Raw genomic sequence first — 25,558 nt, forward strand, 5'->3', positions numbered from 1 at the left:
GGCCTGTTGTACGGCACCACTGGGAAGTGGAGTTGCCTGTACGTATCATACGCCGGCGCCGGGCTTATGCAATCGTTGCGGGAAAGATCGTGTGCCACAGGCGCATCACGTTGTCCGCATGCACGCGCACCCGCTCCGGTTCCACCCGGGCCAGGTCCTGCCCTTGCAGGCGCAGCTGATGCTGCAGCTTGCGCAGCGTGCGGTAGGCGTCGGCAACCGAAGCGGCCAGGCCGGCGTCGATCAGGCCCAGCTCGCCGCACAGGCGCAGCAGGGCGATATTGCCCGAGTTGGCCGTCAGCTGCGGATACTGCGCCGCATGCTGCAGCACCAGGTATTGCACCATGAACTCGATGTCGATCATGCCGCCCGGATCCTGTTTCAGATCAAAGCTGCCGGGACGGGGCGGATGCGCATCGAGCATCTTCTTGCGCATGGCCACCACTTCACCCTTGAGCGGACCGTTTTCCGGGCGCTCCTTGCGCAGGATCGTGTCGCGGATGCGCTCGAAATGCTTGCCGATGCTGACGTCGCCCGCGCAAAAGCGCGCGCGCGTGAGCGCCTGGTGTTCCCACACCCAGGCCGCGCTGCTCTGGTAGCGCTCGAACGCCTGCACGCTGGACACCAGCATGCCGGAGGCGCCGTCGGGGCGCAGCGCGATGTCGATGTCGAACAGGATGCCGGCCGAAGTGTGCGAGGTCATCCAGGTGATGAAACGCTGCGCCAGCTTGGCGTACAGGCCGGGCGCTTCCTGGTCGTCGTCGTCGAACAGGAAGATGACGTCAAGGTCGGAGACATAGCCCAGTTCTTTGCCGCCCAGCTTGCCATATGCGATGACGGCGAATTTCGGCACCTCGCGGTGGCGCGCAGGTAACGTTTGCCAGACGGCTTGCACGGTGGCGGCGACGATGATGTCGGCCAGCTGCGACAGGTAATCGGCCAGCTTTTCCACGCTCAGGTCGCCCGCCAGGTCTTGCGCCAGGCACTGGAACAGCTGCGCGTGGTGCATTTCACGCAGGATATCCATCTGCCGCTCCGTGTCGCCGGGGGCGTCGTCGAGCTGGCGCTGCAGGTCCAGCGCCAGCGCGGCCGGGTCGGGCACCGTGTTGCGGATGCGTTCATCGAGCAGCTCGTCGAGCAGGATCGGGTGCTGCGTGAGGAAGGTGGCGGCCCAGCCGCTGGCGCACACCATGCGCACCACGCGCTCGAGCGTGTGCGGGTACTCTGTCAGCAATGACAGATAAGCCGAGCGGCGCGCGATCGCTTCCAGGAAATCGAGCAGCCGGCCCAGGGTGGCCAGCTGGCTGGCATTGCCGTTGGACACGGAGCAATCGGTGATCAGGGGCAGGGCGGAATTGACGAGGGCCACCAGACGCGTGCGGCTCGCTTCGGGCAAGGATTGCAGGCGCGGTGCTTGCCACGTGGCCAGCAAACGGCGCGCGCAAGCGGCCGGTTCATGGAAACCCATGGCGGCAAAGCGCGCCTCGATGGCTTCCTGCTGGTCGGACGCGGCGCAGTCGTTCGACGTCTGCGGGTCGATGCCCGTGTCGGCCGGCGGCGTGCCGCTGCTCTTGTCGCTGAACATTTCGTCGAACTGGCCGGCGACAAACACGCGGTGCGCTTCCAGCCGGGCCAGCAGGGTAGCGACGTCGGGCAGGCCCATCATCTGCGCCACCACCAGGCGGTCGGCGTCATTCGCGGGCAGGGTGTGTGTCTGTGCATCGTCAAGATACTGCAGCCGGTGTTCGAGGTTGCGCAGGAAAGTGTAGGAACCAAGCAACTGTTCCACGATGGCCGGTTCCAGCAAGCCCTTGTCCGCCACCGTACGCAGGGTGGCGCGCGTGGAGCGCTCGCGCAGCTCGGCGTCGCGCCCACCGCGTATCAATTGGAATACTTGCGCGAGGAATTCGATTTCGCGGATACCGCCACGGCCCAGCTTGACGTTGTTGCTGCGGTCCGGGTGCAGCCGTTCCTGGCGGTTGACCTCGGCGCGGATCTGGCCGTGCATGGTGCGGATGGCGTCGATGACGCCGAAATCGAGGTAGCGGCGGAAGACGAAGGGCCGCACGATGGCGTCGAGCGCGGCGATGTCCTCCGGCTTGCCCGTCACGGCGCGCGCCTTGACCCAGGCGTAACGCTCCCATTCGCGGCCCTGCACGATCAGGTATTGCTCCACCATGCCCAGGCTGGCGGCCAGCGGACCCGAGTTGCCGTTCGGACGCAAGGCCATGTCCACGCGGAAAGTAAATCCGTCCTGTGTGATTTCGGCCAGGGCGGCGATCAGTTTCTTGCCCATGCGAATGAAAAACTCGTGGTTGGACAGGCTGCGCTGGCCCGGCAAGGTCGCTTGCGTGTCGCCATCTTCCGGATACACAAAGATCAGGTCAATATCCGACGAGACGTTGAGTTCGCCGCCGCCCTGCTTGCCCATCGCCAACACCATCAAGGCCTGTTCCTCGCCCGATTCCTCGCCGACAGGCATGCCGTGCAGGGCCACCATTTCGTCCATGATGGCGTCCACATGCGTGCGGATGGCGAAATCGGCAAAGCCCGTCATGGCCGTGACGACTTCATGCAAGTCGGCCTGACCGCCAAGATCGCGCGCGATCAGACCGCAGACAAGCAGATTGCGCAGGCGGCGCATGGCCCGCTCGGGCGGCAGCGGCGGCATGGCGGCGTTCGATTGCCCGGCCAGCGCGGCGGCAAAGTCAAGCCCGTCCAGCGGCGCGCGCACCAGTTGCGCTACCTGCGCGGCGCGCTCGGGGGCGGCGTCCAGCCAGCGCTGGTAGAAACGGGAGGCGGAGATCAAAGGCTGTGTGCTCATGGTATCGGTAAGGGTCTCGTGGATGCTGCGTGCATGTTCTTGTTTAACTTGGCTGCGAACGGCGGGGGATGCGGTAAAATTGTGCCGCCGGCCCAATACCGCCGGTAGTGCGTGCTCTTCCGAACGATGGTAAGGGAGGCTTTGCTCAGACGCAAGCGCAAGGATGCAGGCGCGCACCACGAATGCAGACGATTTTTGCCATTATTTGACGCCGGGCCAGTTTATTAGCTTATTGATGCAAAAACCGCCAGAAGCAAGCGTGACAGAGCATGTGCCCTTGGCCCTGCGCTGGCAGCGGCTGCGTGCCGCCTATCGCCTGGCCAACCTGGCCACCCACCATGTGCTGGGTTTTACCATCAAACTGGTGCTGCTCGCGTATTTCGCCTTCGCCGTGCTGTTTTTATTCCTGCGCTACGCGATCCTTCCGAATATCGATTATTACAAAGGCGATATCGAGCGGGCGGCCAGCCGCGCGCTGGGCAACCCTGTCAGCATTGCGCGTATTTATGCCTCCTGGCATGGCGTGCGGCCCAATCTCTTCTTCGGCGACGTGACCCTGCGCGACCAGGCGGGCCGCCAGGCGCTGAGCCTGCCGAGCATATCGGCCACCGTGTCGTGGTGGAGCGTGCTCGGTTCCGTGCGCTTCACTACCCTGGAAATCACGCGGCCCGACCTGGACGTACGGCGCAGCAAGGATGGCAAGCTGTATGTGGCCGGGGTGTTGATCGACAGCACGCAAGGCAGCGATGGCAAGGGCGCCGACTGGCTGCTGTCGCAGCATGACATCATTATTCGCGACGGCAAGGTGCGCTGGACGGACGAAGCGCGCGGCACGCCGGAGCTGGCTTTGTCCCAGGTCAATCTGCTGCTGCGCAACCGCTGGCGCAGCCACAGGCTGGGCTTGCAGGCCACGCCGCCCGCCAGCCTGGCCGCGCCCATCGATGTGCGCGCTCACTTCACGCATCCGCCTTTCAGCACACGCATCTCCGATGTATCGATGTGGAAGGGCGAGCTGTACGCCGACCTGAAAAACGCCGACCTGGCCGCCTGGCGCCGCTACCTCGATTACCCGTTCGAGCTGAGCCAGGGCAAGGGCGCGCTGCGCGCCTGGCTGAGCCTGGATCACGCGCGCCTGGCCGGCTTCACGGCCGACGTGGGCTTGACCGAGGTGCAGGCGCAGCTGGGCGAGCATATCGCGCCGCTCGACCTGCTGTCGGTCAGCGGACGCATTTCGGCCAAAGAAGAGCTGTCGGCGCAGGTGCCCGACGGTAAGCCCACTTTTGGCGTGAATGGCCATCAGGTGGAGTTGACGAATTTCGCGGTGGAAACCCGCGATGGCCTCAGCCTGCCGCCCACGACCTTGTCCGAGCGTTTCATCGCTGCCACGAAGCGCAAGCCGGCGCGCACGGAAATCACGGCCAAATCGCTCGATTTGCAAACCCTGGCCGCGCTGGCCGACAAGCTGCCGCTGGGCGAGCAGCAGCGCCAGCGCCTCGACGCCCTGGCACCGCGCGGGCGTTTGCAGGATTTTTCAGCGCAATGGGAAGGCGAGATGGCCACCCCCGCCAGCTACCGTCTGCGCGGCAAGCTCATCGATCTGGGCCTGAATGCGCAGCCGGCGCGCCTGGCCGTGGCGAAGACGGCGACCAGCCCCGCGCAGGCCGCCGCGCCCGCCATTCCCGGCTTCGATAAGCTCAGCGGCAGCATCGACGCCAATGACAAGGGCGGCACCATTGCCATCGACGCGCAGGACCTGGTGCTGCAATTGCCCACGTACTTGAGTGAGCCGGCCTTGCCGTTCGAACAATTCGCCATGCAGGCGCGCTGGACGTTTGAAGCGGCCAATATGCTGCGAGTCGAGCTGGACAAGCTCGATTTCAATCAGCAAGGCTTGCGCGTCGCCTTGCAAGGCACGCACCGGATGCCGCTCGACGGCAAGAACCTGGGGCAGGTCGATTTGACGGGCACGATCGACAATTTCCAGATCAACACCATCGGCCGCTACCTGCCGCTGCAAACGCCCGAGCACCTGCGCCACTGGCTGACGGGGGCGCTGGAAGGCGGCATGGCGCACGATGTCAGCCTGCGCCTGCGCGGCGAACTCGAACATTTTCCCTTCAAGGCCGACACGCCCGCCCAGCGGAATGCCGCCCAGCGCAATCGCGGCGACTTCCGCGTGGCCGGCAAGATCGAGAATGGCAAGCTGAACTATGCGCCCGGCGAATTTGCGGAAAGCGGTCCGCTGGCGGGCAAGGCGCCCCTGTGGCCGCAGGCGGAAAAGATCAAGGGCAGTTTTGTGTTCGAGCGGGCGCGCATGGAAATTCGCGGCGACACGGCCACCACGGGCGGCGTGGCCTTGACGAATGTCAAAGCCGTGATCCCCGACCTGACCGTCTTCGACACCTTGCTTGACATTGAAGGCAATGCGGCCGGCCCGATGCAGGAATTCCTCAAGTACGTGACGGCCAGCCCCGTGCTGGGCTGGATCGAGCATTTCACGGACGAAACGACGGCGACGGGCAACGCCAGGCTGGCCCTCAAACTGCACTTGCCGATCGAGCGCATGCTCGAGTCGACCGTGCAGGGCAGCTTGCAGCTGGCGGGCAACGACGTGGTGCTGTTCCACGACATGCCGCCCGTGCTGGGCACGCAGGGCAAGATCGAGTTCAACGAAAAGGGCGTCAACCTCAATGGCTTGAATGGCAGCCTGCTGGGCGGGCCGCTGGCCATCTCGGGCGGCACGCAGGCGGACAGTTCGATTCAAGTGAAAATCGCCGGCAACATGACCATCGACGGCTTGCGCAAGACCTATCCGGCGCCCGTGCTGCAGCGCCTGGCGAAACATTTGAATGGCGGCGCGCGCTACAATGGCTTGATTACGGCGCGCGACCACCAGGTGGTGGTCAATGTCGAGTCGCCGCTGACGGGCCTGGGCCTGGATTTCCCCGCTCCCCTGAAAAAGCCGGCCGGCGACAGCCTGCCCGTGAAATTCACCCTGACGGGCAATGCGGCCAATGGCGCGGGCCTGCGCACGGATGATATCCGTATCGCGCTCGGCTCCGGCATCGCTGCCCGTTACCAGCGCCAGAAGCAGGGCAAGGACGCCTGGCGCCTGGTGCGCGGCGGCATCGGCGTGAACGTGCCGGCGCCCGAGCCCGATAGCGGCATGATGCTTAACGTCAACATGAAAACCCTGGACGTGGACAGCTGGATCGCCGTCGGCAGCGAGATCGCCGGCAGCGCCCCGGCGTCCGGCGACAGCGGCGCCGCCGACGATGCGCCCGATATCGCGCAATATGTGGTGCCGGACATGATGGCGGCCCGTGCCAGCGAACTGATGCTGGGCGAGCGCAAGCTGGAAAACGTCGTGGTCGGCGCCACGCATCAAAAGGATGTGTGGCAAGCCAATATCGACGCAAAACAAGTGTCGGGCTATGTGACGTGGCTGGAAACGCCGTCCGGCCTGGGCAAGATGACGGCGCGCCTGTCGTCGCTGATCATTCCGGAGTCGGCCGCCAACGACGTCAAGAATTTGCTGGAAGGAAAGAGTGGCGCCCAGTCGATCCCCTCGCTCGATATCGTTGCCGAGCAATTTGAACTGTTCAACAAGAAGATCGGCCGGCTGGAGTTGCAGGCCTATAACACGATGGCGGCGGGCGGGCGCGAGTGGCGCGTGGGTAAGCTGCAACTGTCGAACGCCGATGGCGCGCTGAGCGGCAGTGGAAAATGGGTCATCAAGGACGGACAAAGCACGACCAGCCTGCGTTTCGGCCTCGATATCGTCGATGCGGGCAAGCTGCTCGACCGCTTCGGCTTTGCCGACACGGTGCGCCGCGGCAAGGGCCGTCTGAGCGGCGATATCGCCTGGAATGGCTTGCCGTATTCGCTAGACATTCCCACCTTGTCGGGACAGATCGAGATGAAGGTGGAATCGGGCCAGTTCCTCAAACAGGACCCGGGCGCGGCCAAGCTGCTGGGCGTACTCAGCCTGCAAGCCTTGCCCCGCCTGCTGAAACTCGATTTCCACGACGTGTTTTCCGAAGGCCTGGCCTTCGACGGCATCACGGCCAACGCCAGCATCAAGCGCGGCGTAGTGACCACCGATAACCTCAAGATGCATGGCGTGGCGGCCACCGTGCTGATGGATGGCACGGCCGATATCGCCAATGAAACGACGAATTTGCACGTGGTGGTGATCCCCGAATTTAACCTGGGAACGGGACCGCTCGTGTACGCGCTGGCCGTCAATCCCGTCATCGGCCTGGGCAGTTTCCTGGCGCAATTGTTCCTGCGCGCGCCCGTGATGAAGGCACTTACCTACCATATGCAGATCGCCGGCCCGTGGAAATCGCCCGTCGTGACCAAGCTCGATGGTGGTAAATTGGAACCTGTCGCCATGCCCGCAGCGGCGGTGAACGATGCCGTGGCGAAATAAGTGCCATTCGGCAAGGTCGAATGTACAAGAGGTGAAATGATGCATACAGTTGCAGCAGTACAAATGATTTCCTCGCCTTCCGTGGAAGACAACCTGGCCACGGCGCGGCGCCTGGTGGCGCAGGCCGCCGCCGGTGGCGCGCAGCTGGTGGTGCTGCCCGAATACTGGGCCATCATGGGCAAGCAGGAAACGGATAAGCTGGCCCACGCGGAACAGCCTGGCAGCGGCCCCATCCAGGATGGCATGGCGCAGATGGCGCGCCAGCACGGCATCTGGCTGATCGGCGGCACCTTGCCCCTGATTTCCGGCGAGGAGGGCAAGGTCCTGAACACCACGCTGGTGTACGACCCGCAAGGCGAGCCGGCCGGCCGCTACGACAAGATCCACCTGTTCGGTTTTACGCGCGGCACCGAGTCGTACAATGAATCGCGCACCATCGTGCCGGGCGCGCAGGTACGCGCTATCGAGACGCCGTTCGGCCGCGTCGGCCTGTCCATCTGCTATGACCTGCGCTTTCCCGAACTGTACCGCGCCATGGGCGATTGCGCGCTGATCGTCGTGCCGGCCGCGTTTACCCATACGACGGGCAGCGCCCACTGGGAAGTGCTGCTGCGCGCGCGCGCCATCGAAAACCAGTGCTATGTGCTGGCCTCGGCGCAGGGTGGCCTGCATCCGAACGGCCGCCGCACCTGGGGCCACAGCATGCTGATCGACCCGTGGGGCGAAGTGATCGCCGTGCTGCCGGAAGGCGAGGGCGTGGTCAGCGGCGAGATCGACCTGGTGTTTTTGGCCGGCGTGCGCGAGTCCCTGCCCGCGCTAACCCATCGGACGATGTAAATTGAATGTTGAGAAAAGATAGCCATGATTCCATTTGAACCCAATCTGTCCAGCCTGGCCGTGGCGCGCGATATCCTGCTCACGCCGTTCGGCCTGGACGAAGACAAGCTGCTCAAAGCCCTGGGCACGATGTTTACGCACAAGGTCGACTATGCCGACCTGTATTTCCAGTCGACCAAGAGCGAAGGCTGGAGCCTGGAAGAGGGCATCGTCAAGACGGGCAGCTTTTCCATCGACCAGGGCGTGGGCGTACGCGCCGTGTCCGGCGACAAGACGGCGTTTGCGTACTCCGATGACATTTCCGAGCGGGCCCTGCTGGAAGCGGCAGCGGCCACGCGCACGATTGCGCGCGCGGGCGCCGGCAGAATCAAGATCGCGGGCCGGATGCAGCCGCAGGGCGGACGCTCGCTGTACCTGCCCAACGATCCGCTCGCCTCGCTCGATGCCACGGCCAAGGTGCAACTGCTCGAGCGCGTGGAAAAGATGGCGCGGGCGAAAGACCCCAGAGTCGTGCAGGTGATGGCGGGCCTGGCCGGCGAGTACGACGTGGTGCTGGTGCTGCGCAGCGACGGCGTGCTGGCGGCCGACATCCGCCCGCTGGTGCGCGTGTCGCTGACCGTGATCGCGGAACAGAACGGCCGCCGCGAAACGGGCTCGGCCGGCGGCGGCGGGCGTTTCAGCTACGACTATTTCAGCGATGCCGTGCTGGAGCAATATGCCAGCGATGCCGTCAATTCGGCGCTGGTGAACCTGGAAGCGCGCCCCGCGCCCGCCGGGCCCATGACCATCGTGCTGGGACCGGGCTGGCCCGGCATCTTGCTGCACGAAGCGATCGGCCACGGCCTGGAAGGCGATTTCAACCGCAAGGGTTCGTCCGCGTTTTCCGGCCGCATCGGCGAGCGCGTGGCGGCCAAGGGCGTCACCGTGGTCGATGACGGCACCCTGGCCGGCCGGCGCGGTTCGCTCAATATCGACGACGAGGGCAATCCCACGCAGTGCACGACCCTGATCGAAGACGGCATCCTGAAGGGTTACATCCAGGACACGATGAACGCGCGCCTGATGAAGATGCCCGTGACGGGCAACGCGCGCCGCGAATCGTTCGCCCACCTGCCCATGCCGCGCATGACGAATACGTATATGCTGGGTGGCGACAAGGACCCGGGCGAGATCCTCGCTTCCGTGAAAAACGGCTTGTATGCCGTCAACTTTGGCGGCGGCCAGGTCGACATCACGAATGGCAAGTTCGTCTTCTCGGCCAGCGAAGCGTACATGATCGAAAACGGCAAGCTCAGCTATCCGGTGAAGGGCGCCACCCTGATCGGCAACGGCCCGGACGTGCTCAACCGCGTCTCCATGATCGGCAACGACATGCGCCTCGACTCGGGCGTGGGCGTGTGCGGCAAGGAAGGGCAAAGCGTGCCCGTGGGCGTGGGGCAGCCAACCTTGCGCCTCGACGGCATCACGGTCGGCGGCACGGCCTGATTTTTCTGAACACGGGGCGGCCAACATGGTTGTCGGATTACGCCCTCCGGGCTAATCCGGCCTACTTTCTCTGACATGGCACTCGCGTAGATCGGGTTAGCGCAAGGCGCGTAACCCGACACCATTGCCGGCCGCGTCCACACGGTTGTCGGATTACGCGTGGCTGCGCCCCGCTAATCCGGCCTACGCTCCCGATTTTTCAGAACTTGTATTTCACCCCCGCACTGATGAAGCGTCCCGCCGCGCCCGCGTAGTCGAGCGGGTTGTAGCCCGTGGCGCCATAGGTCAGCGGGTCGAGCGGGGCGATCTTGTCGAACAGGTTTTGTATCGTCGCAAACACTTCCAGCTTGGGCGTGGCCAGCCAGCGGGCTGTCAGGTCTACCGTGGTGAACGAGGCGATGCGGCAGCCGCGCGGCGCGTCCGTGCCATCGGCGAAATGCGTGGCGCAGCCGTCCGGATCATTCTTGAACAGCACGTTGTCGAGCGGCGCGCGGTAGTTGACGTTGGCCGTGACCCGCCAGTTCTGGCGTTCCCAGGTGGCGCCCAGGTTGATGCGGTCGTCCGGCGTGCCCATGCAGTTGGACACATCGCAATTGCCATGCGTACCGGCAAAATCGCGCTGCGTGCCATCCTGTTCCGTGCGCAGCCATTTGTACAGATGCGTCCACTTCAAATCGAAGGTCAGGCTGCCGTAGCCGTTGTCCAGGTTGAAGCGCTGGCGGGCGTCGATATCGATGCCGCGCACCGTTGTCTGCGCCGAATTCACATAGTTGGCCAGCACGGCCGTGATGGCGCCCGGATCGCCGGGAATACCGGTGGCCGTGGACGGGTCGCGCGCCACATGGCCTTCCGCGATGGCCGCATCCGTTTGCTCCTGGTTGATTTCATTCTTGCGGCGGATTTGCCACAGGTCCACGGAAATGCTGCTGCGCGGCAGCGGGTCCCACACGGCGCCCACGGAATAGCTGCGCGAACGTTCGGGCGACAGGTTCGGATTGGGCGAGGTGATGACGGCGATCGGCGCCGGATCGCAGGCCACTTCCACGCCCAGCGCGCAGCGCAGCGGATCGCTGGCGGTGGAGAACGCGGCCAGGCCGCCGACGCCGTTTTCCGCCGCGCTTGGAGCGCGGAAGCCCTTGGCAAAGGTGCCGCGCAGGGCCAGTTCGCGTATGGGCGTCCATTTCACGCCCACTTTCGGCGTGTAGGAATTGCCCACGTCGGTAAAATGGTCGGCGCGCAGGGCGCCCGACAGTTCCACGGTTTTCAGCACGGGCGCCAGCACTTCGGCATAGATGGCCGAGGCGTTGCGGCTGCCCTTGTAGGCGGAATAGCCGAGGCCAATGATATTGCCCCGTTCCGTGCCCGTGGTGGGTTTGAGTTCCGTCGCTTCGTGACGGAATTCCGCGCCCACGGCCACACCGAGGCCGCCGCCGTCGAGCTTGGCCACCTCGCGGCTGGCCTTGAAGTCGATCTGTGCGATATGCGTCTTGGCGTCGTTCGAGATGCGCGGCGACAGGGCCGCGTACAGCGCGGGCGAATTGAGGCCCGCGTTTTCCGCGATGCGCCACAGGCTGCCCGCCGGCAAAGCCGCATACGCCGGGTTCAGGCTGGCCGCCGCCACATTGGCGGCTGTCGGGTTGAGCAGGGCGAAGGCGACGTCGCGCTGCAGATAGCCGTTCAAGTCGTTCGAGACCTTGTTCTGCGAGTACAGCAAGGCGCTGTCGATATCCCAGCCCGCCACGCTACCCTTGATGCCGGCCACGAAGCGAGTGAAGGTGGAGTCGACTTCCGACAGGCGCGGCCCTACGTCGGCCGCCAGGTAGCGCAGCCGCGCCGCCGTGCCGAAATACGGGTTGTCCGGGTGCGCAGCACCGAGCGACACGCCGGCATTGCTGACGGGGCCGCCCGGATAGCCGACCGAACCGCTGACCGTCGAAGGCGTGGTGGCCGAGTTCGATTCGCTGTGATACACGTTCAATTCGGCATACGTTTGCAAGGCAGGCGTCAGTTGCCAGGCGGCGCGGCCGAAGAAATTGATGTTCTTTTGCTTGGGCTGGATCTGGCCGTATTGCTGCGCGGCATCGGTCAGGCAGCCGCCGCCCGGGTCGCCCTGCGGATGTGTGGTGAAGTTGCCGCAGGCGGCGCCGGGGAAGGTGCGCGTAAAGCCCACGCCGGCCAGGTTGCCGCGGTTGTAGTAGTCGAGCGTGTCGGGATTGCGCACATTGCCGTTGACGGCGCTGCCGGCCGCGTTGTTGGTGGTGATGGCGCCCGCGCCGCTGAGCGACTCCTGCGCGCTGAAGCCCTGGTCGCGCAAGTCGCTGCGGCCGACGGCGCCCCGTCCGGCCCGGTCGCGGTTCCAGATGGCGGCCTTTTCGCTGTACTCGAGGTTCAGCAGCACGTTGTAGCGGTCGCTGTCGATGTCGCCGAAGCCGTGCGTGATGGCGGCGCGCGCATCGCGCCCGTCCCACTCTTTCGTTTTGCCGTAATTGCCCTTGATGGCCGTGCCCTGGTAGTCGCGCCGCAGGATCACGTTGACCACGCCGGCGATGGCGTCCGAACCGTAGATGGCCGAGGCGCCATCCTTGAGGATTTCCACCCGTTCCACCGCTTCCAGGGGAATGATGTTCAGGTCGGCAAATACCTTCTGGCCATCGTCGGCCAGGCCATATGGCGCCACGCGGCGCCCGTTCAGCAGCACCAGGGTCGAGGCCGTGCCCAGGCCCCGCAGCGACACGCCGGAAGCGCCGGCGGCAAAGCCGTTGCCGAAGGTAGTGGGCACGGAGCCCTGGTTGTCGACGGCCAGGGTCTGCAGCAGTTCGGCCACGCTGGACTTGCCCGATTTTTCAATGTCGGCCGCGTTCAGGGTTTGCACGGCCGACGCCGTTTCCGCTTGCGCGCGGCGGATGTTCGAGCCGGTGATTTCCACGCGGGCAATGGGAGCCGCTTCCTGTGCCAGGACGGGCAGGGCGAGCAGGGCGCTTGCCAGAGCCAGGCCCATGCGTGGCGGTGAAAACGGATGGACAGATTGTTTGTAGATCATGCGAGTCTCCGGAAGGTCAGACAGAAAAAGGTGAGGTACACCTTGCAGTCTTGGCCGTGCGGCCTGGCGGGGATTCGATCTACATCAGTAGTGCGTCGCTTCCCAAGGTTAAAACGGGCTGGCGTGGCGTGCGCGCCACGGCGGCCCCAGCGTTGTTGTCCAGCCGGTGCGGACCTGCAGCGCGCAACTTTTTACGCTTTTTGGCGTGTTTTTCAGGGTGAAACGGCAGCGGCATGCGGCTTTGCCGACAAATACGCTTGCCAACCCTTGCGATTTAGGTTTATAGTCGATCATCACTTACGGATGACTCGCATGTTCGCTCGCCACTTTTTTACCGCTTATTTTTACTTTAGCAATTCCAACCCCAAAGGCGGTGGAGTAGCGGTCGGTTCACGTAGCAGCAAAAAACGAGACCCCAGCACATTCTAAAAAACCGCCACTGATGGCGGTTTTTTTTTACCCAGATGTTTTACCCATCCTTAAATTTTGGAGAAAATGATGCCCCGCACCGATGATTTGCGAATTCGCGAAATGAAGGAATTGACCCCGCCGTCCCACCTGATCCGCGAATTCGCCTGCTCGGAGCAAGCCGGACAGACCGCCGCCAGCGCCCGTATCGCCCTGCACCGCATTTTGCATGGCCAGGACGACCGCCTGATGGTGGTGATCGGGCCTTGCTCCATCCACGACACCAAGGCGGCAATGGAATATGCGCGCCTGCTGGTCAAGGAGCGCGCGCGTTTCGCGGGCGAACTGGAAATCGTCATGCGCGTCTACTTCGAGAAGCCGCGCACCACGGTGGGCTGGAAGGGCTTGATCAACGACCCGTACATGGACAACAGCTTCCGCATCAACGACGGCTTGCGCATGGCGCGCGAATTGTTACGCGATATCAATGAGCTGGGTTTGCCTGCCGGTACCGAGTTCCTCGACGTCATCAGCCCGCAATACATCGCCGACCTGATCAGCTGGGGCGCCATCGGCGCGCGCACGACGGAGTCGCAGGTGCACCGCGAGCTGGCGTCGGGATTGTCGTGCCCGGTTGGCTTCAAGAATGGCACGGACGGCAATGTGAAGATCGCCGTGGAAGCCATCAAGGCCGCCTCGCAGCCGCACCATTTTCTTTCCGTCACGAAGGGCGGCCACTCGGCCATCGTCTCGACCAACGGCAACGAGGATTGCCATATCATCTTGCGCGGCGGAAAAACGCCGAACTATGACGCGGCCAGCGTGGACGAGGCGTGCAAGGCCATCGCCGCGCAAGGGCTGGCGGCGCGCCTGATGATCGACGCCTCGCATGCGAACAGCTCGAAAAAACCGGAAAACCAGATCCCCGTGTGCGCCGACATCGCCAGCCAGGTGGCGGGCGGCGATGGCCGCATCGTCGGCGTGATGGTGGAATCGCATCTGGTGGCGGGGCGCCAGGATTTGATACCCGGCAAGGAATTGATCTATGGCCAGTCCGTCACGGACGGCTGCATCGACTGGAGCGCCAGCGTGGCCGTGTTGGAAAACCTGGCGGCGGCCGTGAAGCAGCGCCGCTTGCAGGGCGACGCGGACTAACATGGCGCGCAGCATGAAAAAAAGCCCGGAAAGCTAAGCTTTCCGGGCTTTTTTAGTTTTCAGCTGACAGGAAGCTTAGAACTTGTAGGAACCGCTCAGGTAGAACTGGCGGCCCAGGGCGCTCGAGTACGATGGGTTGTAGCCCACTTGATGCGAACCCGTGTTACGCAGGGTGAACGGCGGATTGCGGTCGAACAGGTTCAGGATGCCGCCCGTGATTTCCACGTTCTTCAGCGGACGGTAAGCCGTCTGGAAGTCGAAGGTGGTGTAGCTCGGCACTTCCAGCTGGATGCCATAGCATTCGCCAGGGCTGCCGGCCACGATCACGGCGCAATCGTCAGCCGTCTGTTCCTTGTCCGTGTAGCCGTTGCGGTAGCTGGCGCTCAGCGTATGCGTGAACTTGGCCGTCTCATACGAGGTGGTGGCGCGGATGATGTTGCGGAAGCTGACCTTGTCGTTCGAACCGTAGCGATTCAGGCTGGTTTCCCATTGATCATCGGTGCCCGGCGTCGTGTAGCGCGAACGCAGCAGGTAGGTACCCATCAGGCGGCTCGTCAGGCGGCCGTCCAGCAGCTTCATCTTGTGGGTGAAGTCGTAGTCGATACCGCGGTTTTCCACCTTGCCGATGTTAATCGGCAGCAGCTTGATGGCCAGCACGTCCTTGCCCGTCGAGCTGATGTGCTTGGTGGTGAACAGGTTGGCGTACTTGGCAGGATCGTTGAAGATCAGGCCTTCCGAAACCGCCGTGACCTGGTCGCGGATTTCCACGTTCCACAGGTCGAACGACATCGACAGGCTGTCGATCGGCTCGAACACGGTACCGATGCTCCATTGCTTAGACGTTTCCGGCTTCAGGTCCGGGTTGCCGCCCTGGAAGGCTTCGAACTGCTGGCGTCCGACGCCGCTGCAGTAGCCGGCCAGCGGGTGGCCGCCCATGCCGTTCGCTGCCGTCAGTGGGCATTGGTAGTTACCGCCCGTGACGCCCCAGTCTTCCAGTGGGCCAGCGATTTCCTGCATGCTGGCGGCGCGGAAGCCGGTACCGGCAGCGGCGCGGAACATCAGGCTCTTGGTGGCGGAATACTTGCCGCTGACTTTCCAGGTGGTGGCGTTTTCTTTCTTGCCTACCGTCTTGCCTGTCAGCTTGTCGTCGATGGATCCGATCTGGTCATAACGCAGCGAGCCGGTCATTTCCAGTTTTTTCGAGATCGGCATCATCAGCTCGGCGTAGGCGCCGGCATTGTCGCGCGCGTATTCGCTGTCGACTTGTGCATTGTCAAACAGGATCTGCGCCTGCCTCGCGACGTCGGCCTGCTTCACCTTGTACGAGGTGTTGCGGTAGTCGGCGCCCACGCCCAGCATGGCCGTGCCGCCTGGCAGCGAGAACACAGGGCGCGAAGCGCGGCCGTCGATACCCTTCATCTCTACGGTTTGCGTGTTGTAGGTGCCGCTGAAGCCCGTGCCCAGCAGGGCCTGGCGCATGGCGTCCGGCATGGAACCGACAGGGTAGGCGAACGGGTCGATATTGCCGGCGGCTACTTGCGCGTCGAATTTGTCGGCCAGCGGGAAGCCGCTGACGTATTTCTGCGTCTGCTTGTTTTTCGAGTACGTCACGGCCGAGTTGATGTCCCAGCCGAATGCATTGCCATCGATGCCGGCGACGATGTGAGTGGCCTTGGTGCCGTAGTCGTACACGCGGTTGCCCATTTCCGACAGGCGGTATTTTGCGACGGCGCCCGTGGCGTTGGCCAACTGCGCCGGCGTCAGGTTCGGTGCCAGATATTTGTTGAACAGCGGCGAGCCGACATCGACGGAGAAATCGGCCGGGTACGGCGCGATGCTGGCGACGACGCGCGCTTCCGTGTAGGCGAGGTCATAGAAACCCTGGAAGCCGGTTTTGCCCAGCTTGACGGTACCCGAGCTGAAGATGGCGTCGCGCTTCGATTCCGGATTGATTTCGATGGTCGATGGCGAATCGAAATAGCAGTTGCCGTCGCCGTAGAAATCCATGTTGCTGGCGGCGCATTTGCCGCCATGGGCCAGGGCGTACGGGTTCAGATTGACGTTGTCGATGAAGGGCTTGTTGGTCTCTGGGTTGATGACCACATTACCGTTCGCATCGGTGCGTTTGTAATCGACCGTGGCATTGCCAGGGGCCGAGCGCGAGGAACCGTTGATGAATTGCAGGGCCTTGCCGGTCTTCGGATCGTTGAAATTGATGATGCCGCTTTTCGCGAAGCTGCGCTGCGATGCCTTCAGCGATTTTTGTTCGTCATGGCTGGCCGACACGAAGATGCTGTAGCCGTCTTCGTCGATATCGCCGAAGCCCTTGCTGATCGAGATCGAGTTGCTGGCGCCGCCTTTTTCTTCAGGACGCGAATACTTGGCATTGATTTCCAGCGGCGATGCGCCTTTTTTCAGGATGAAGTTGACCACGCCGGCGATGGCGTCGGCGCCGTACAGGGCCGAGGCGCCGTCCGTCAGCACTTCCACGCGCTCGATGGCCGACAGGGGGATCGAATTGAGGTCGATGGTGGTGCCGGAATTGGATGGCGCGATACGGCGGCCGTTCAGCAGCACCAGCGTGTAGGCTGCGCCGATATCGTGGATCGAGGCCGTTGTGACGCCGCCGCCGCCGCCGCCCACCGAATCGGCGGCCACGGAGAAGCCCTGCATCGCAGGAATTTGCTGGATGAAATCGGTCACCGTGGTGACGCCGGTTTTCTTGATGTCTTTCTGGTTGAACGACTGCACCGGCAGCGACGCTTCGGAAGCGATGCGCTTGATGCTCGAACCCGTGACTTCCACGCGTTGCATGGTGCCATCTGTTGTTTCTTGTGCGTACGCGGCGTGCATACTCAGGGCCATGCCGCCTGCAAACATCAGGCGCAGCGACCGCGATATTACATTTTCTATCATCATCTGAAATTCCTTGTTATTGTGATAAAGGCGGCAATTATTTTGAAATAACTTGTTGCTTGCCAACAATTTATTTGCCTTTTTGAAAATCCACCAATGAAAATTCTGTAAATTTTCTGGGCCCTCATCAAAACATTCACGATTCAGATTGTCAATTTCACGCGGACTTTTTGGACGAAATGCAACATTTCCCTGTTTTTTTTGTAATCCTTCAGCAATAAAGTATCGTGAACCCTTGTCAGCCTTGCTCAGATGCGTAAAATAAAACGGCGCACATCATCGCTGATGGCGCCGCTTTTCTGTTGCTGGCACGCTGTTGCCGGCGCTGCCTGTTTTATCTATTGACCTGAAAATTCCCCTTAAAACGTATAGCTGCCGCGCAGGTACCAGGCGCGCCCGATCGGGTCCGTGTAACGCGGGTCGTAACCTTTCTGGAACAAGGTGCCCTGGTTCGAGAACGGCGGTTCCCTGTCGAACAGGTTTTTCACGCCGGCCGTCAGCAGCACGCCTTTCCACGCGTAGCTGCCCGACACGTTCAGCAGGCTGTACGACGGCACATCGTGGCGGAACTGCGGATCCACCAGATTCTGATCCGTGTAGCCGGACTTGAACGATTGCGACACGGTGGCGCCCCAGTTGCCCATGCGCCAGTTCAGCGCGGCCGTATGTTTCCAGCGGAACACGGGATTGTTGTCCGCGTAGCGGCCCACGTTGGCAATGAAGGCGCCGCCCCGTTCGTTCTGGTAGTCATACTTGTGGGTCCACGTGCCATCGACCGACACGCTGACATCGCCATACGCGCCACGGGCCAGGCGCGCATTGAGGCTGACGTCGATGCCGTCCGTTTTCACTTCGCCGAGATTGTCGTTCAAGTCCAGGATGGCGTAGGGCGAACCATCGGGATTGCGCAGGAACAAGGCCTTGTATTTCTCGTAGTTGCCGAAGATCGATTGCTCGGGCAAGGACGAAATCTTGTCCTTCAAATGGATGTTCCAGTAATCGATGGCGAGCGTGACTTCCTTGACGGGTTCGAGCACGAGGCCGAGGGCAAAGGTCGTGGATTTTTCCGGTTTCAGCTTTTCATTGCCGCCCTGTAGCTTGAACTGCTGCAAGTCGCAATCGCGCAAGGGGTTGGCACCGGGCTGCGGCACGCCGCCGGGGCACAAAATCGGGTCATCATAGGTATCGTTGGTATCGTTCTTCGACGGCGGCGCATTCTTTTCAAACAGGGTGGGCGCGCGGAAACCCGTACTGGCCGAGCCGCGCAGCACCAGCGCGCTGCTGGCCTGGTAGCGCAGGGCCAGCTTCGGATTGGTGGTGCTGCCCACGTCGCTGTAATGGTCGAAGCGGGCGGCAAGCTGTACTTCCAGGTCCTTGATCAGCGGCAAGTTGACTTCGCCGAAGACAGCTTCGATGGTCCGCGAACCGCTCTTCGACAGCGAGCCCGACAGACCGGAACTGGCAGCCTGGCCGGCGATGTCGCGGTTGACGTTGAAGTCGGCCTTTTCGCGCCGCGCCTCGCCGCCCAGCGCGATGGCCAGCGGGCCGCCGGCCAGCTGCATCAGTTCGCGGCTGCCCTTGATGTCGAAGCCCGTGGTGGTGACCTTGGCGCTTTGCACTTCGCCGCGCAGTGCCGTGCTGGCCAGGTAAGCCTTGCCGGCCGCATCCTGCTCGCCAAACGGGTTCAGAATGCCGTTCAGCACGCCAGCGGCAAAACCCGCATCCTGCACATAGCCGTTCGTGAATTTTTCCGACGACTTGCTGATGGCATGGCTCAGGCCCGTCTTGTAGTCCCAGCCGGCCAGCTCGCCTTCGAGGGCCAGCACCAGGCGGTCCGCCTTGCCGTCCGAATCGATCTGCCGCTGGCCCGCCTCGACGGGGCGCCAGTTGACGCTCAGCGGCTGGCCCGACAAGCCCGGCTGGGCCGGTACGCCGCCCGCATTGCCCGGATAATATTTGCTGCTGATGGGCAGAATCAGGCCCGTTTGCGGTGGCGGCGCCGTGCGTGCCTTCACCTTGTTTTCCGAATGCAGGTATTCCACCGTGGCCAGGTGGCCGCCGCCCAGCTTGAAGGCGCCCTTGCCGAAGAAGGCTATTTGCTGCTGTGCGGGCAAGTCGTCGATCTGGCGCGTGTAATCCTGGCGGCAGGTGCCGTTCGCCGGCACGGCCGGCACCGACAGCGGCGGCAGGCAGCCGCTGGCCGCGTAGGGGTTGCCGGCCAGGCCATTGCCGCCGTTGGCCGCCGCATCGAAGTAGTTGCCAGGAAACGTCGTGCCGCTGGTAATGGACAGGCCGCGCGAGGGGACGATGCCGGTGGCTGAAAAGGCACGGTCCTGCGACGTGAGCACGTTTTGCTTGTGGTAGTCGAGCACGCCGAAGATATTGTAGCCGTCCGTGTCGAGCTTGCCGAAACCCGTCGACAGGTTGATGCGGTGCTCGCCGCCGCCCTTGTGTTCGGGGGCGACGACCTCGGCGGTGATATTCGTGACATTGACGGAGCGCTTGGTGATGAAGTTGATGACGCCGCCGATGGCGTCCGTGCCGTAGATGGCCGAGGCGCCGTCGCGCAGCACTTCGACTCTTTCCAGGGCCGCGATGGGGATGATGTTCAGGTCGACGCTGGCGCCGTCATACGGATGGTTGGCGATGCGCCTGCCGTTGAGCAGGACCAGGGTCTTGTCGCCGCCCAGGCCGCGCAAGTCGGCGCTGGCCTGGCCGCCCGTGGGCAAGCCGCTGGTATTGCCGCCGACGGCATTGCCGCTGCCCATGCTGGACGCATTCGAGGGTATCTTGCTGAGCACTTCCTGGGCTGTCGTCAGGCCCTGTTTGGCGAAATCCTCGGCCTTGAAGATGGACAGGGGCGTCGCCGTTTCCGAGACGAGGCGCTTGATCGAGGAACCGGTGACTTCGACGCGCTGCATGGCGGGAGGCTCGCCGGCGGCGCCGGTGTCCTGCGCCATGGCCGCATGGCCATACGCGCCGAGCAGGGCAGCGCACAACAGGCGCAAGGTAGGGGAGGGACTGCGGGTTTGCGTCATCTGACACTCCTGTGGCTTGGTCATGGGCCAAGTGGCCTGCAAGGGAGTTTTACAGGCGCACAGCAGGTCAGGTTTGCGCTGGCGCAATAGGCGTGTGGATGAGAGCCTTGCGCCACAGTCGCGGACGAAAAAAAGGCGGTGATTGCTCACCGCCTTGCGTCAGGATACGGGTGTCAGCTTAGAAGAACTTGTAGCTGGCGCCCAGTTTGAAGTAGCGGCCGATGGCGCCGCTGGCATCCATCGGGTTATAGCTCATGCCGCCGTAGGTCAGCGGGTCGAGCGGGGCGATCTTGTCGGTCACGTTGTTGATCGAGGCAAACAATTGCAACTGTTTGTTGACGTTCCAGCGGCTCGACAGGTCGAGCGTGGTGAACGAAGCGAGCTTGCAACCGTTCGGCGCCGGCGTGCCGTTCGCCAGTTTGGAGGCGCAAGGATCGCCTTCAAACTTGATATTTTTCATATCCGAACGGTAGTTCAGCACGCCGCTGACGTTCCAGTTGCCCAGGTCCCACGAGCCGGTCAGATTGATCTTGTCCTTCGGCGTGCCGGCGCAGTTGGAGGTATCGCAATTGCCATGCGTGCCGGCGAACTGGTAGCGCACGGTGGCCGACTCGGCGCGCACCCACGAGGCGATGTGGGTCCAGGTCAGGCCGAACGTGGCGCGGCCGTAGTCGCCCAGGCGTACGCGCTGCTTGACGTCCAGGTCGATACCCTTGATCTCCGTGTAGCTGGAGTTGCGGTACGGTGCCTTGGTGATCAGCAAGGTGCCCGTGTTCGGCACCACCACGCCATTGATGGTCAGGTTGTTGTCGGCGCGCACGGCCGTCGGCAGGGCGGCCGCTTCGTTGTAGGGCAGCGGGTTGATCTCGTTTTCACGCTTGATCTTCCAGGCATCGAGCGACAGGCTGGTATCGTTGAACGGATCCCACACCAGGCCCAGGGTGTAGCCCTTGGACTTTTCCGGCTTCAGGCTCGGGTCGCCGATCTTGACGGCCGCCACCTGCAGTTCGCAATCGCTGGCATTGGCGCCCGGCAGGCGGGTGCCGCCCGGGCAGCGCACGGGATCGCTGACGGTCGAGGTGCCCGTCGATTGCGAATTGGCATTGCTTTCCGCCGGTCCTGGCGCGCGGAAGCCTTCCGAATACGTGCCGCGCACGGCGAAGGTTTTCACCGGTGTCCACTTGGCGCCCAGTTTCGGCGTGGTCGACGAGAAACGGTCATATTTGTCGTAACGCAAGGCGCCCGATAGCTCCACCGTCTTGATGACGGGCGCCAGCACTTCGAGGAACACGGCCGAGACCTTGCTGTCGCCCTTGGCCGCCACATAGCTGGAGTTGATGGAACCGTCCTGCGTGCCCGACAGCGAAGGATTGTCGAGCTTGTCGCGGCGGTGTTCCGCGCCCACGGCCAGGCCCAGGGCGCCGCCCGGCAACTGCATCAGCTCGCGCGAGGCCTTGAAGTCGATGATGTCGAGCTTGGTGGTGGAATCGGACGTGGCGTTCGTCACCATGGCCGCGTACAGCGAGGCGGGATTCTTGCCCGCCTGCGCGCCGATGTAGTACGGGAAATATTGGCTGTTCGGATTGCCCAGGGCATCCTTGACGACGGCCATGTTCAGCATATTGCTGTAATCGAGGTGCAGCTTCGATTCCGAGTGCGTATAGCCGGCATCGTAGTCCCAGCCCATGGCGTTGCCCTTGACGCCGAGCACGATGCGGTTGAACTCATTGTTGGCCTGGCGCGTGCTGGCGCCCGCATCGAAAGCCTGGTAGCGCACGCGCACCGGCACGCCATACGGATTTTGCGGATGGTTGGCGGCCAGCACAATGGTGGTACCGGCGCCGGAACCGTAGTTGACGACGCCAGTCGGGCTGGTGGCGTTCGGCGGGAAGGCGATGGTCGGCGTGATCGAGGGCGGGATCAGGGTGAAGGCCGTATCGCGCTTCGAGTAGCCCGCTTCCGCATACACCTGGGTGTCGGCATTGACTTGCCAGGTGCCGCGCGTGTACAGGTTGATCGATTCGATCTTCGGCTGCATCGAGCGGAACTGGTCGTGGTGCCACAGGCAGCCGCCCTTCGGATCTTGCGGCGAAGACACGGACAAGCTGGAGCAGCCGGGCAGGGACACATAGTTGTTGGTGACGGGGTCGCGGATCAGGCCCGTCGGCGCGGCATTCGCATCGTTGTTGCCATTGATGTAGCCGCCGGCGAACTGGGTGTTGATCGCATAGCCATACGGACGCAGGTCGGCCTTGCCTATCCATTTGCGGCCGGCGCGGTCATTGTTCATCAGCATGTCCGATTTGCTGTACTCGGCATTGAGGACGAAGTTGAATTTGTCGGTATCCAGGTTGCCCTTGCCGAAGGTCAGCGAGGCGCGGTGCTGCTTGGCGTCGCTGTCGCCGGAGATGCCCGTGTCGCCTTTCAGGGTCAGGCCTTCGAAGTCCTTGCGCAGGATGATGTTGACGACGCCGGCGATGGCGTCCGCGCCGTAGGTCGACGATGCGCCGTCCTTGAGGATCTCGATGCGCTCGACGATCTGCATCGGCACCGTGGACAGGTCGGTAAAGCTCTTCTGGCCGTCATCGGCGCGCGCGAACGGCGCCATGCGGCGGCCATTGAGCAAGACCAGGGTCGAGGTGGCGCCCAGGCCGCGCAGCGAGATGGCCGTGGAACCGGCGGCAAAGCCGTTGCCGAAGCCTGTCGGCAGGGAACCGGCGCCATCGGCCGTCAGGGTTTGCAGGTATTCGGCCACGGTGGCCTTGCCCGATTTCATCAAGTCGTCGCGGGTGATGAGCTGTACCGGCGACGCGGTCTCGGCCGTAGCCCGTTTGATGCTCGATCCTGTAATTTCCACACGTTGCACATTGGCGTCTTGCGCCATTGCCGGCGCAGCCATCATGCCCAGGCTGAGCGCTGCTACGCTACCCGAAAAAATCAGGCGTACGGAGCGGGACATCACTGTTTCCATCATCATTCTCAGAACTCCGAAAGTATGCTCGGCCGGCCCTTGTGCGGCACAGCTTTGCCAGGGTGATAAAGATTGCTGCGTCGGCAATCGCTATGGATCAAACGGCATATCGTGTGAGCCGTCGTGATCGATAAGACCATTTGTCGAGAAACCTTGTCAACGCGCACACACCCGCTTTCAGCATGGAAACAACAGTGTTTTTTATAATGTTGACGTGTTTCAATATTTGCAATTATTTCAATGTTGCACTGCGATGCGCATTTTCCGTACTGCGATAAAAACGGCTGTCATTCGAAGCCGTAAGGGTTACTGCCAGGCCGGTTTTTCATGGCGGCGACCTGTCTTTGTTGCGCTGCGCAAGATTCTCCCGGCGAGGCAGGTGAGCGTGGCGCCACGCCACGCCAGTGCTGCGGCTTTTCGCCCGGCGAACGGAATATGCGTTATCGTTACGCCTTTTTCCGGCTCGCCTGCTTGCAGGTCCGGCTGGCGATGAACAAGGCATAGATCTTGCGAGGATGGACTGGTTTTGGCGGTGGAATCCTGTATCCCAGGGGGAAGCCAGTACAAGCGCACCAATACGGTGCGACAGATAATCGAGATGAAGGGTATTACATGAAGTCACCATGGATGCGGCGCGTGGCGCTGCTCGCCTGCCTGGCCACCCTGCCGCTGGCGGCCGTGGCCGTTGACGCTGCCCCCGCGGCCGCGCCGGTCAAAACCTTGCGCTATATCCTGCCGGCCGCCGAGACGGGCTTCGATCCGGCCACCGCGCGCGACCTGTATTCGAACCACATCACGCAGGCCGTCTTCGACACCCTGTACACCTATGACTACCTGGCGCGCCCCGTCAAGGTGGTGCCCGGCGCGGCGGCCGCCATGCCGGAAGTGTCGGCCGACGGCAAGACCTATACCATCCGCCTGAAAAAAGGCATCCTGTACACGCCTGACGCCGCGTTCGGCGGCAAGCGCCGCGAACTGACGATGGCCGACTACGTGTATTCGTGGAAGCGCCTGTTCGACCCGCGCCTGGCGTCGCCGCACAGCTGGCTGTTCGAAGGCAAGGTGGTGGGGCTGGACGACCTGGCCAAGGACGCGGCCAAGTCGAACAAGCTCGATTACAGCAAGAAGGTGGCGGGACTGGAAATCCTCGACCCGTACACCCTGCGCATCTCGCTGACCAAGACCGATTTCAATTTCCCCATGATCCTCGCCTACGTGCCGACGGCCGCCGTGGCGCGCGAAGTGGTGGACAAATACGGCGACGTGAAGGGCGAAGTGGGCTCGAATCCCGTCGGCACTGGCTACTACACCTTGGGCGAATGGACGCGCGGCAACCGCATCGTCCTGAACCGCAATCCGCAGCACTTGCCGGAAACGTGGAATTTCATGGCCGGCGACGATCCGGACGACCAGCGCATCGTGCGCCAGATGCAGGGCAAGCGCATTCCCGCCATCGACCGCATCGAAATTTCCGTGATGATCGAAGACCAGTCGCGCTGGCTGTCGTTCCAGAGCGGCGGCACTGACGTGTTCTGGCTCGACGGCCCGCTGGCGCCGAAAGCGCTGCTGAACGGCAAGCTGCGTCCCGAGCTGGCGGAGAAGGGCGTGCAACTGTCACGCCTGCTGGACCCGGAAATCAGCTATTACTACTGGAATATGGAAGACCCGACCCTGGGCGGCTTCAGCAAGGAAAAGATCGCCCTGCGCCGCGCCATTGCCATGGCGCACAATATCGATGAGGAAATCCGCATCATCTGGAATGGCCAGGCCAAACGCCTCGACTATCCGATCCCGCCCGGCGTCGTCGGCTACGATCCGCACTATAAATCCCTGCTGCAATACGATCCCGTGCTGGCCAACAAGCTGCTCGATAAATTCGGCTACAAGAAGGGCGCCGACGGCTGGCGTACTTTGCCGGACGGCAAGCCGCTCTTGATCCGCTATGCTTCGCGCAACGAAGCCAACGGCGTGCTGCAGGCGGAAATGTGGCGCAAGACGTACAACTCGCTGGGCATCCGCATGGAAAACGACCGCATGATCTTTTCCGACATTTTGAAGACGGAAAAGCAGTGCAAGATGCAGACGCGCACGGCGCCGTGGCTGGCCGACTATCCGGACGGCGACAATTTCATGCAGCTGTTCTACGGCCCCAACACGCACCAGAACAACAACGGCTGCTACCAGGACCCCGAGTACGATAAATGGTACGCGGCCAGCCAGGCCATGCCGGCCAGCCCCGAGCGCGACGAGCTGTTCCACAAGATGGCGCGCCGCCTGGAAGTCAATGCGGGCGCCCTGATCGGCTACGCGCGCTACCGCAACATGCTGGCGCAAAAGTCGGTGCTCGGCTACAAGAAGCACCCGATCCTGTTCCAGGAATGGGCGTATATGGATATCGACAGCACGGGCGCGCCGGTGGCGCCAGCCCCTGCGGCCTCGGCCAATAAATAAG

At 62.9% G+C, this 25,558-nt stretch carries 11 protein-coding genes; 5 read left to right on the forward strand and 6 right to left on the reverse strand.

The genetic code is table 11. From position 1 onward, the window contains the following. Positions 1-64 precede the first annotated feature (64 nt). Positions 65-2,821 (reverse strand): bifunctional [glutamate--ammonia ligase]-adenylyl-L-tyrosine phosphorylase/[glutamate--ammonia-ligase] adenylyltransferase, encoded by a 2,757-nt coding sequence (gene glnE / locus D9M09_RS03450; RefSeq protein ID WP_070291146.1) that lies wholly within the window; start codon positions 2,819-2,821, stop codon positions 65-67. 259 nt (positions 2,822-3,080) lie between these two features. Here glnE and D9M09_RS03455 point away from each other — a divergent pair, with 259 nt between their 5' ends. From D9M09_RS03455 to tldD, 3 genes are read left to right on the forward strand one after another with little or no spacing between them, the layout of a single operon-like run. Next, positions 3,081-7,256, forward strand: a complete 4,176-nt coding sequence (locus tag D9M09_RS03455; RefSeq protein WP_346428568.1) for a YhdP family protein — start codon at positions 3,081-3,083, stop codon at positions 7,254-7,256. A gap of 36 nt (positions 7,257-7,292) precedes the next feature. Beyond that, positions 7,293-8,093, forward strand: coding sequence for a carbon-nitrogen hydrolase family protein (locus D9M09_RS03460; protein ID WP_070291147.1), 801 nt, complete (start codon positions 7,293-7,295; stop codon positions 8,091-8,093). A 24-nt stretch (positions 8,094-8,117) separates the two neighbouring features. Then, complete coding sequence (tldD, locus tag D9M09_RS03465) at positions 8,118-9,578, forward strand: metalloprotease TldD (RefSeq protein WP_099410277.1); 1,461 nt, start codon at positions 8,118-8,120, stop codon at positions 9,576-9,578. Between the two features lie 199 nt (positions 9,579-9,777). Here the strand turns inward: tldD and D9M09_RS03470 are convergent, their stop codons facing one another. Together D9M09_RS03470 and D9M09_RS28740 are read right to left on the reverse strand one after the other, a co-directional pair. Further along, entirely contained in the window at positions 9,778-12,618 is a 2,841-nt protein-coding gene (locus D9M09_RS03470; protein WP_121668580.1) for a TonB-dependent receptor, read from the reverse strand. Between the two features lie 108 nt (positions 12,619-12,726). Further along, positions 12,727-12,912 carry a hypothetical protein gene (locus D9M09_RS28740; RefSeq protein WP_141750030.1) on the reverse strand — a complete coding sequence of 62 codons (186 nt, stop codon included), beginning with the start codon at positions 12,910-12,912 and terminating at the stop codon, positions 12,727-12,729. Positions 12,913-13,116: 204 nt separating this feature from the next. Here D9M09_RS28740 and aroG point away from each other — a divergent pair, with 204 nt between their 5' ends. Further along, the gene (gene aroG, locus D9M09_RS03475) at positions 13,117-14,181 is read left to right on the forward strand and encodes a 3-deoxy-7-phosphoheptulonate synthase AroG (protein WP_070219338.1); all 1,065 of its coding nucleotides are present in this window, start codon (positions 13,117-13,119) and stop codon (positions 14,179-14,181) included. A 75-nt stretch (positions 14,182-14,256) separates the two neighbouring features. Here aroG and D9M09_RS03480 read toward each other — a convergent pair whose 3' ends face one another. From D9M09_RS03480 to D9M09_RS03490, 3 genes are all read right to left on the reverse strand, one after another. Next, positions 14,257-16,995, reverse strand: a complete 2,739-nt coding sequence (locus D9M09_RS03480; RefSeq protein WP_162995553.1) for a TonB-dependent receptor — start codon at positions 16,993-16,995, stop codon at positions 14,257-14,259. 461 nt (positions 16,996-17,456) lie between these two features. Then, on the reverse strand, positions 17,457-20,135 hold the full coding sequence (locus D9M09_RS03485; protein ID WP_121668582.1) for a TonB-dependent receptor: 2,679 nt from the start codon (positions 20,133-20,135) through the stop codon (positions 17,457-17,459). 178 nt (positions 20,136-20,313) lie between these two features. After that, entirely contained in the window at positions 20,314-23,094 is a 2,781-nt protein-coding gene (locus D9M09_RS03490; RefSeq protein WP_121668583.1) for a TonB-dependent receptor, read from the reverse strand. A gap of 624 nt (positions 23,095-23,718) precedes the next feature. Here D9M09_RS03490 and D9M09_RS03495 point away from each other — a divergent pair. Continuing rightward, positions 23,719-25,557: an ABC transporter substrate-binding protein gene (locus D9M09_RS03495; protein WP_070312789.1), complete on the forward strand. Its 1,839-nt coding sequence runs from the start codon at positions 23,719-23,721 to the stop codon at positions 25,555-25,557. Position 25,558 lies beyond the last annotated feature (1 nt).

This window comes from Janthinobacterium agaricidamnosum, assembly GCF_003667705.1.
Taxonomy (GTDB): domain Bacteria; phylum Pseudomonadota; class Gammaproteobacteria; order Burkholderiales; family Burkholderiaceae_D; genus Janthinobacterium.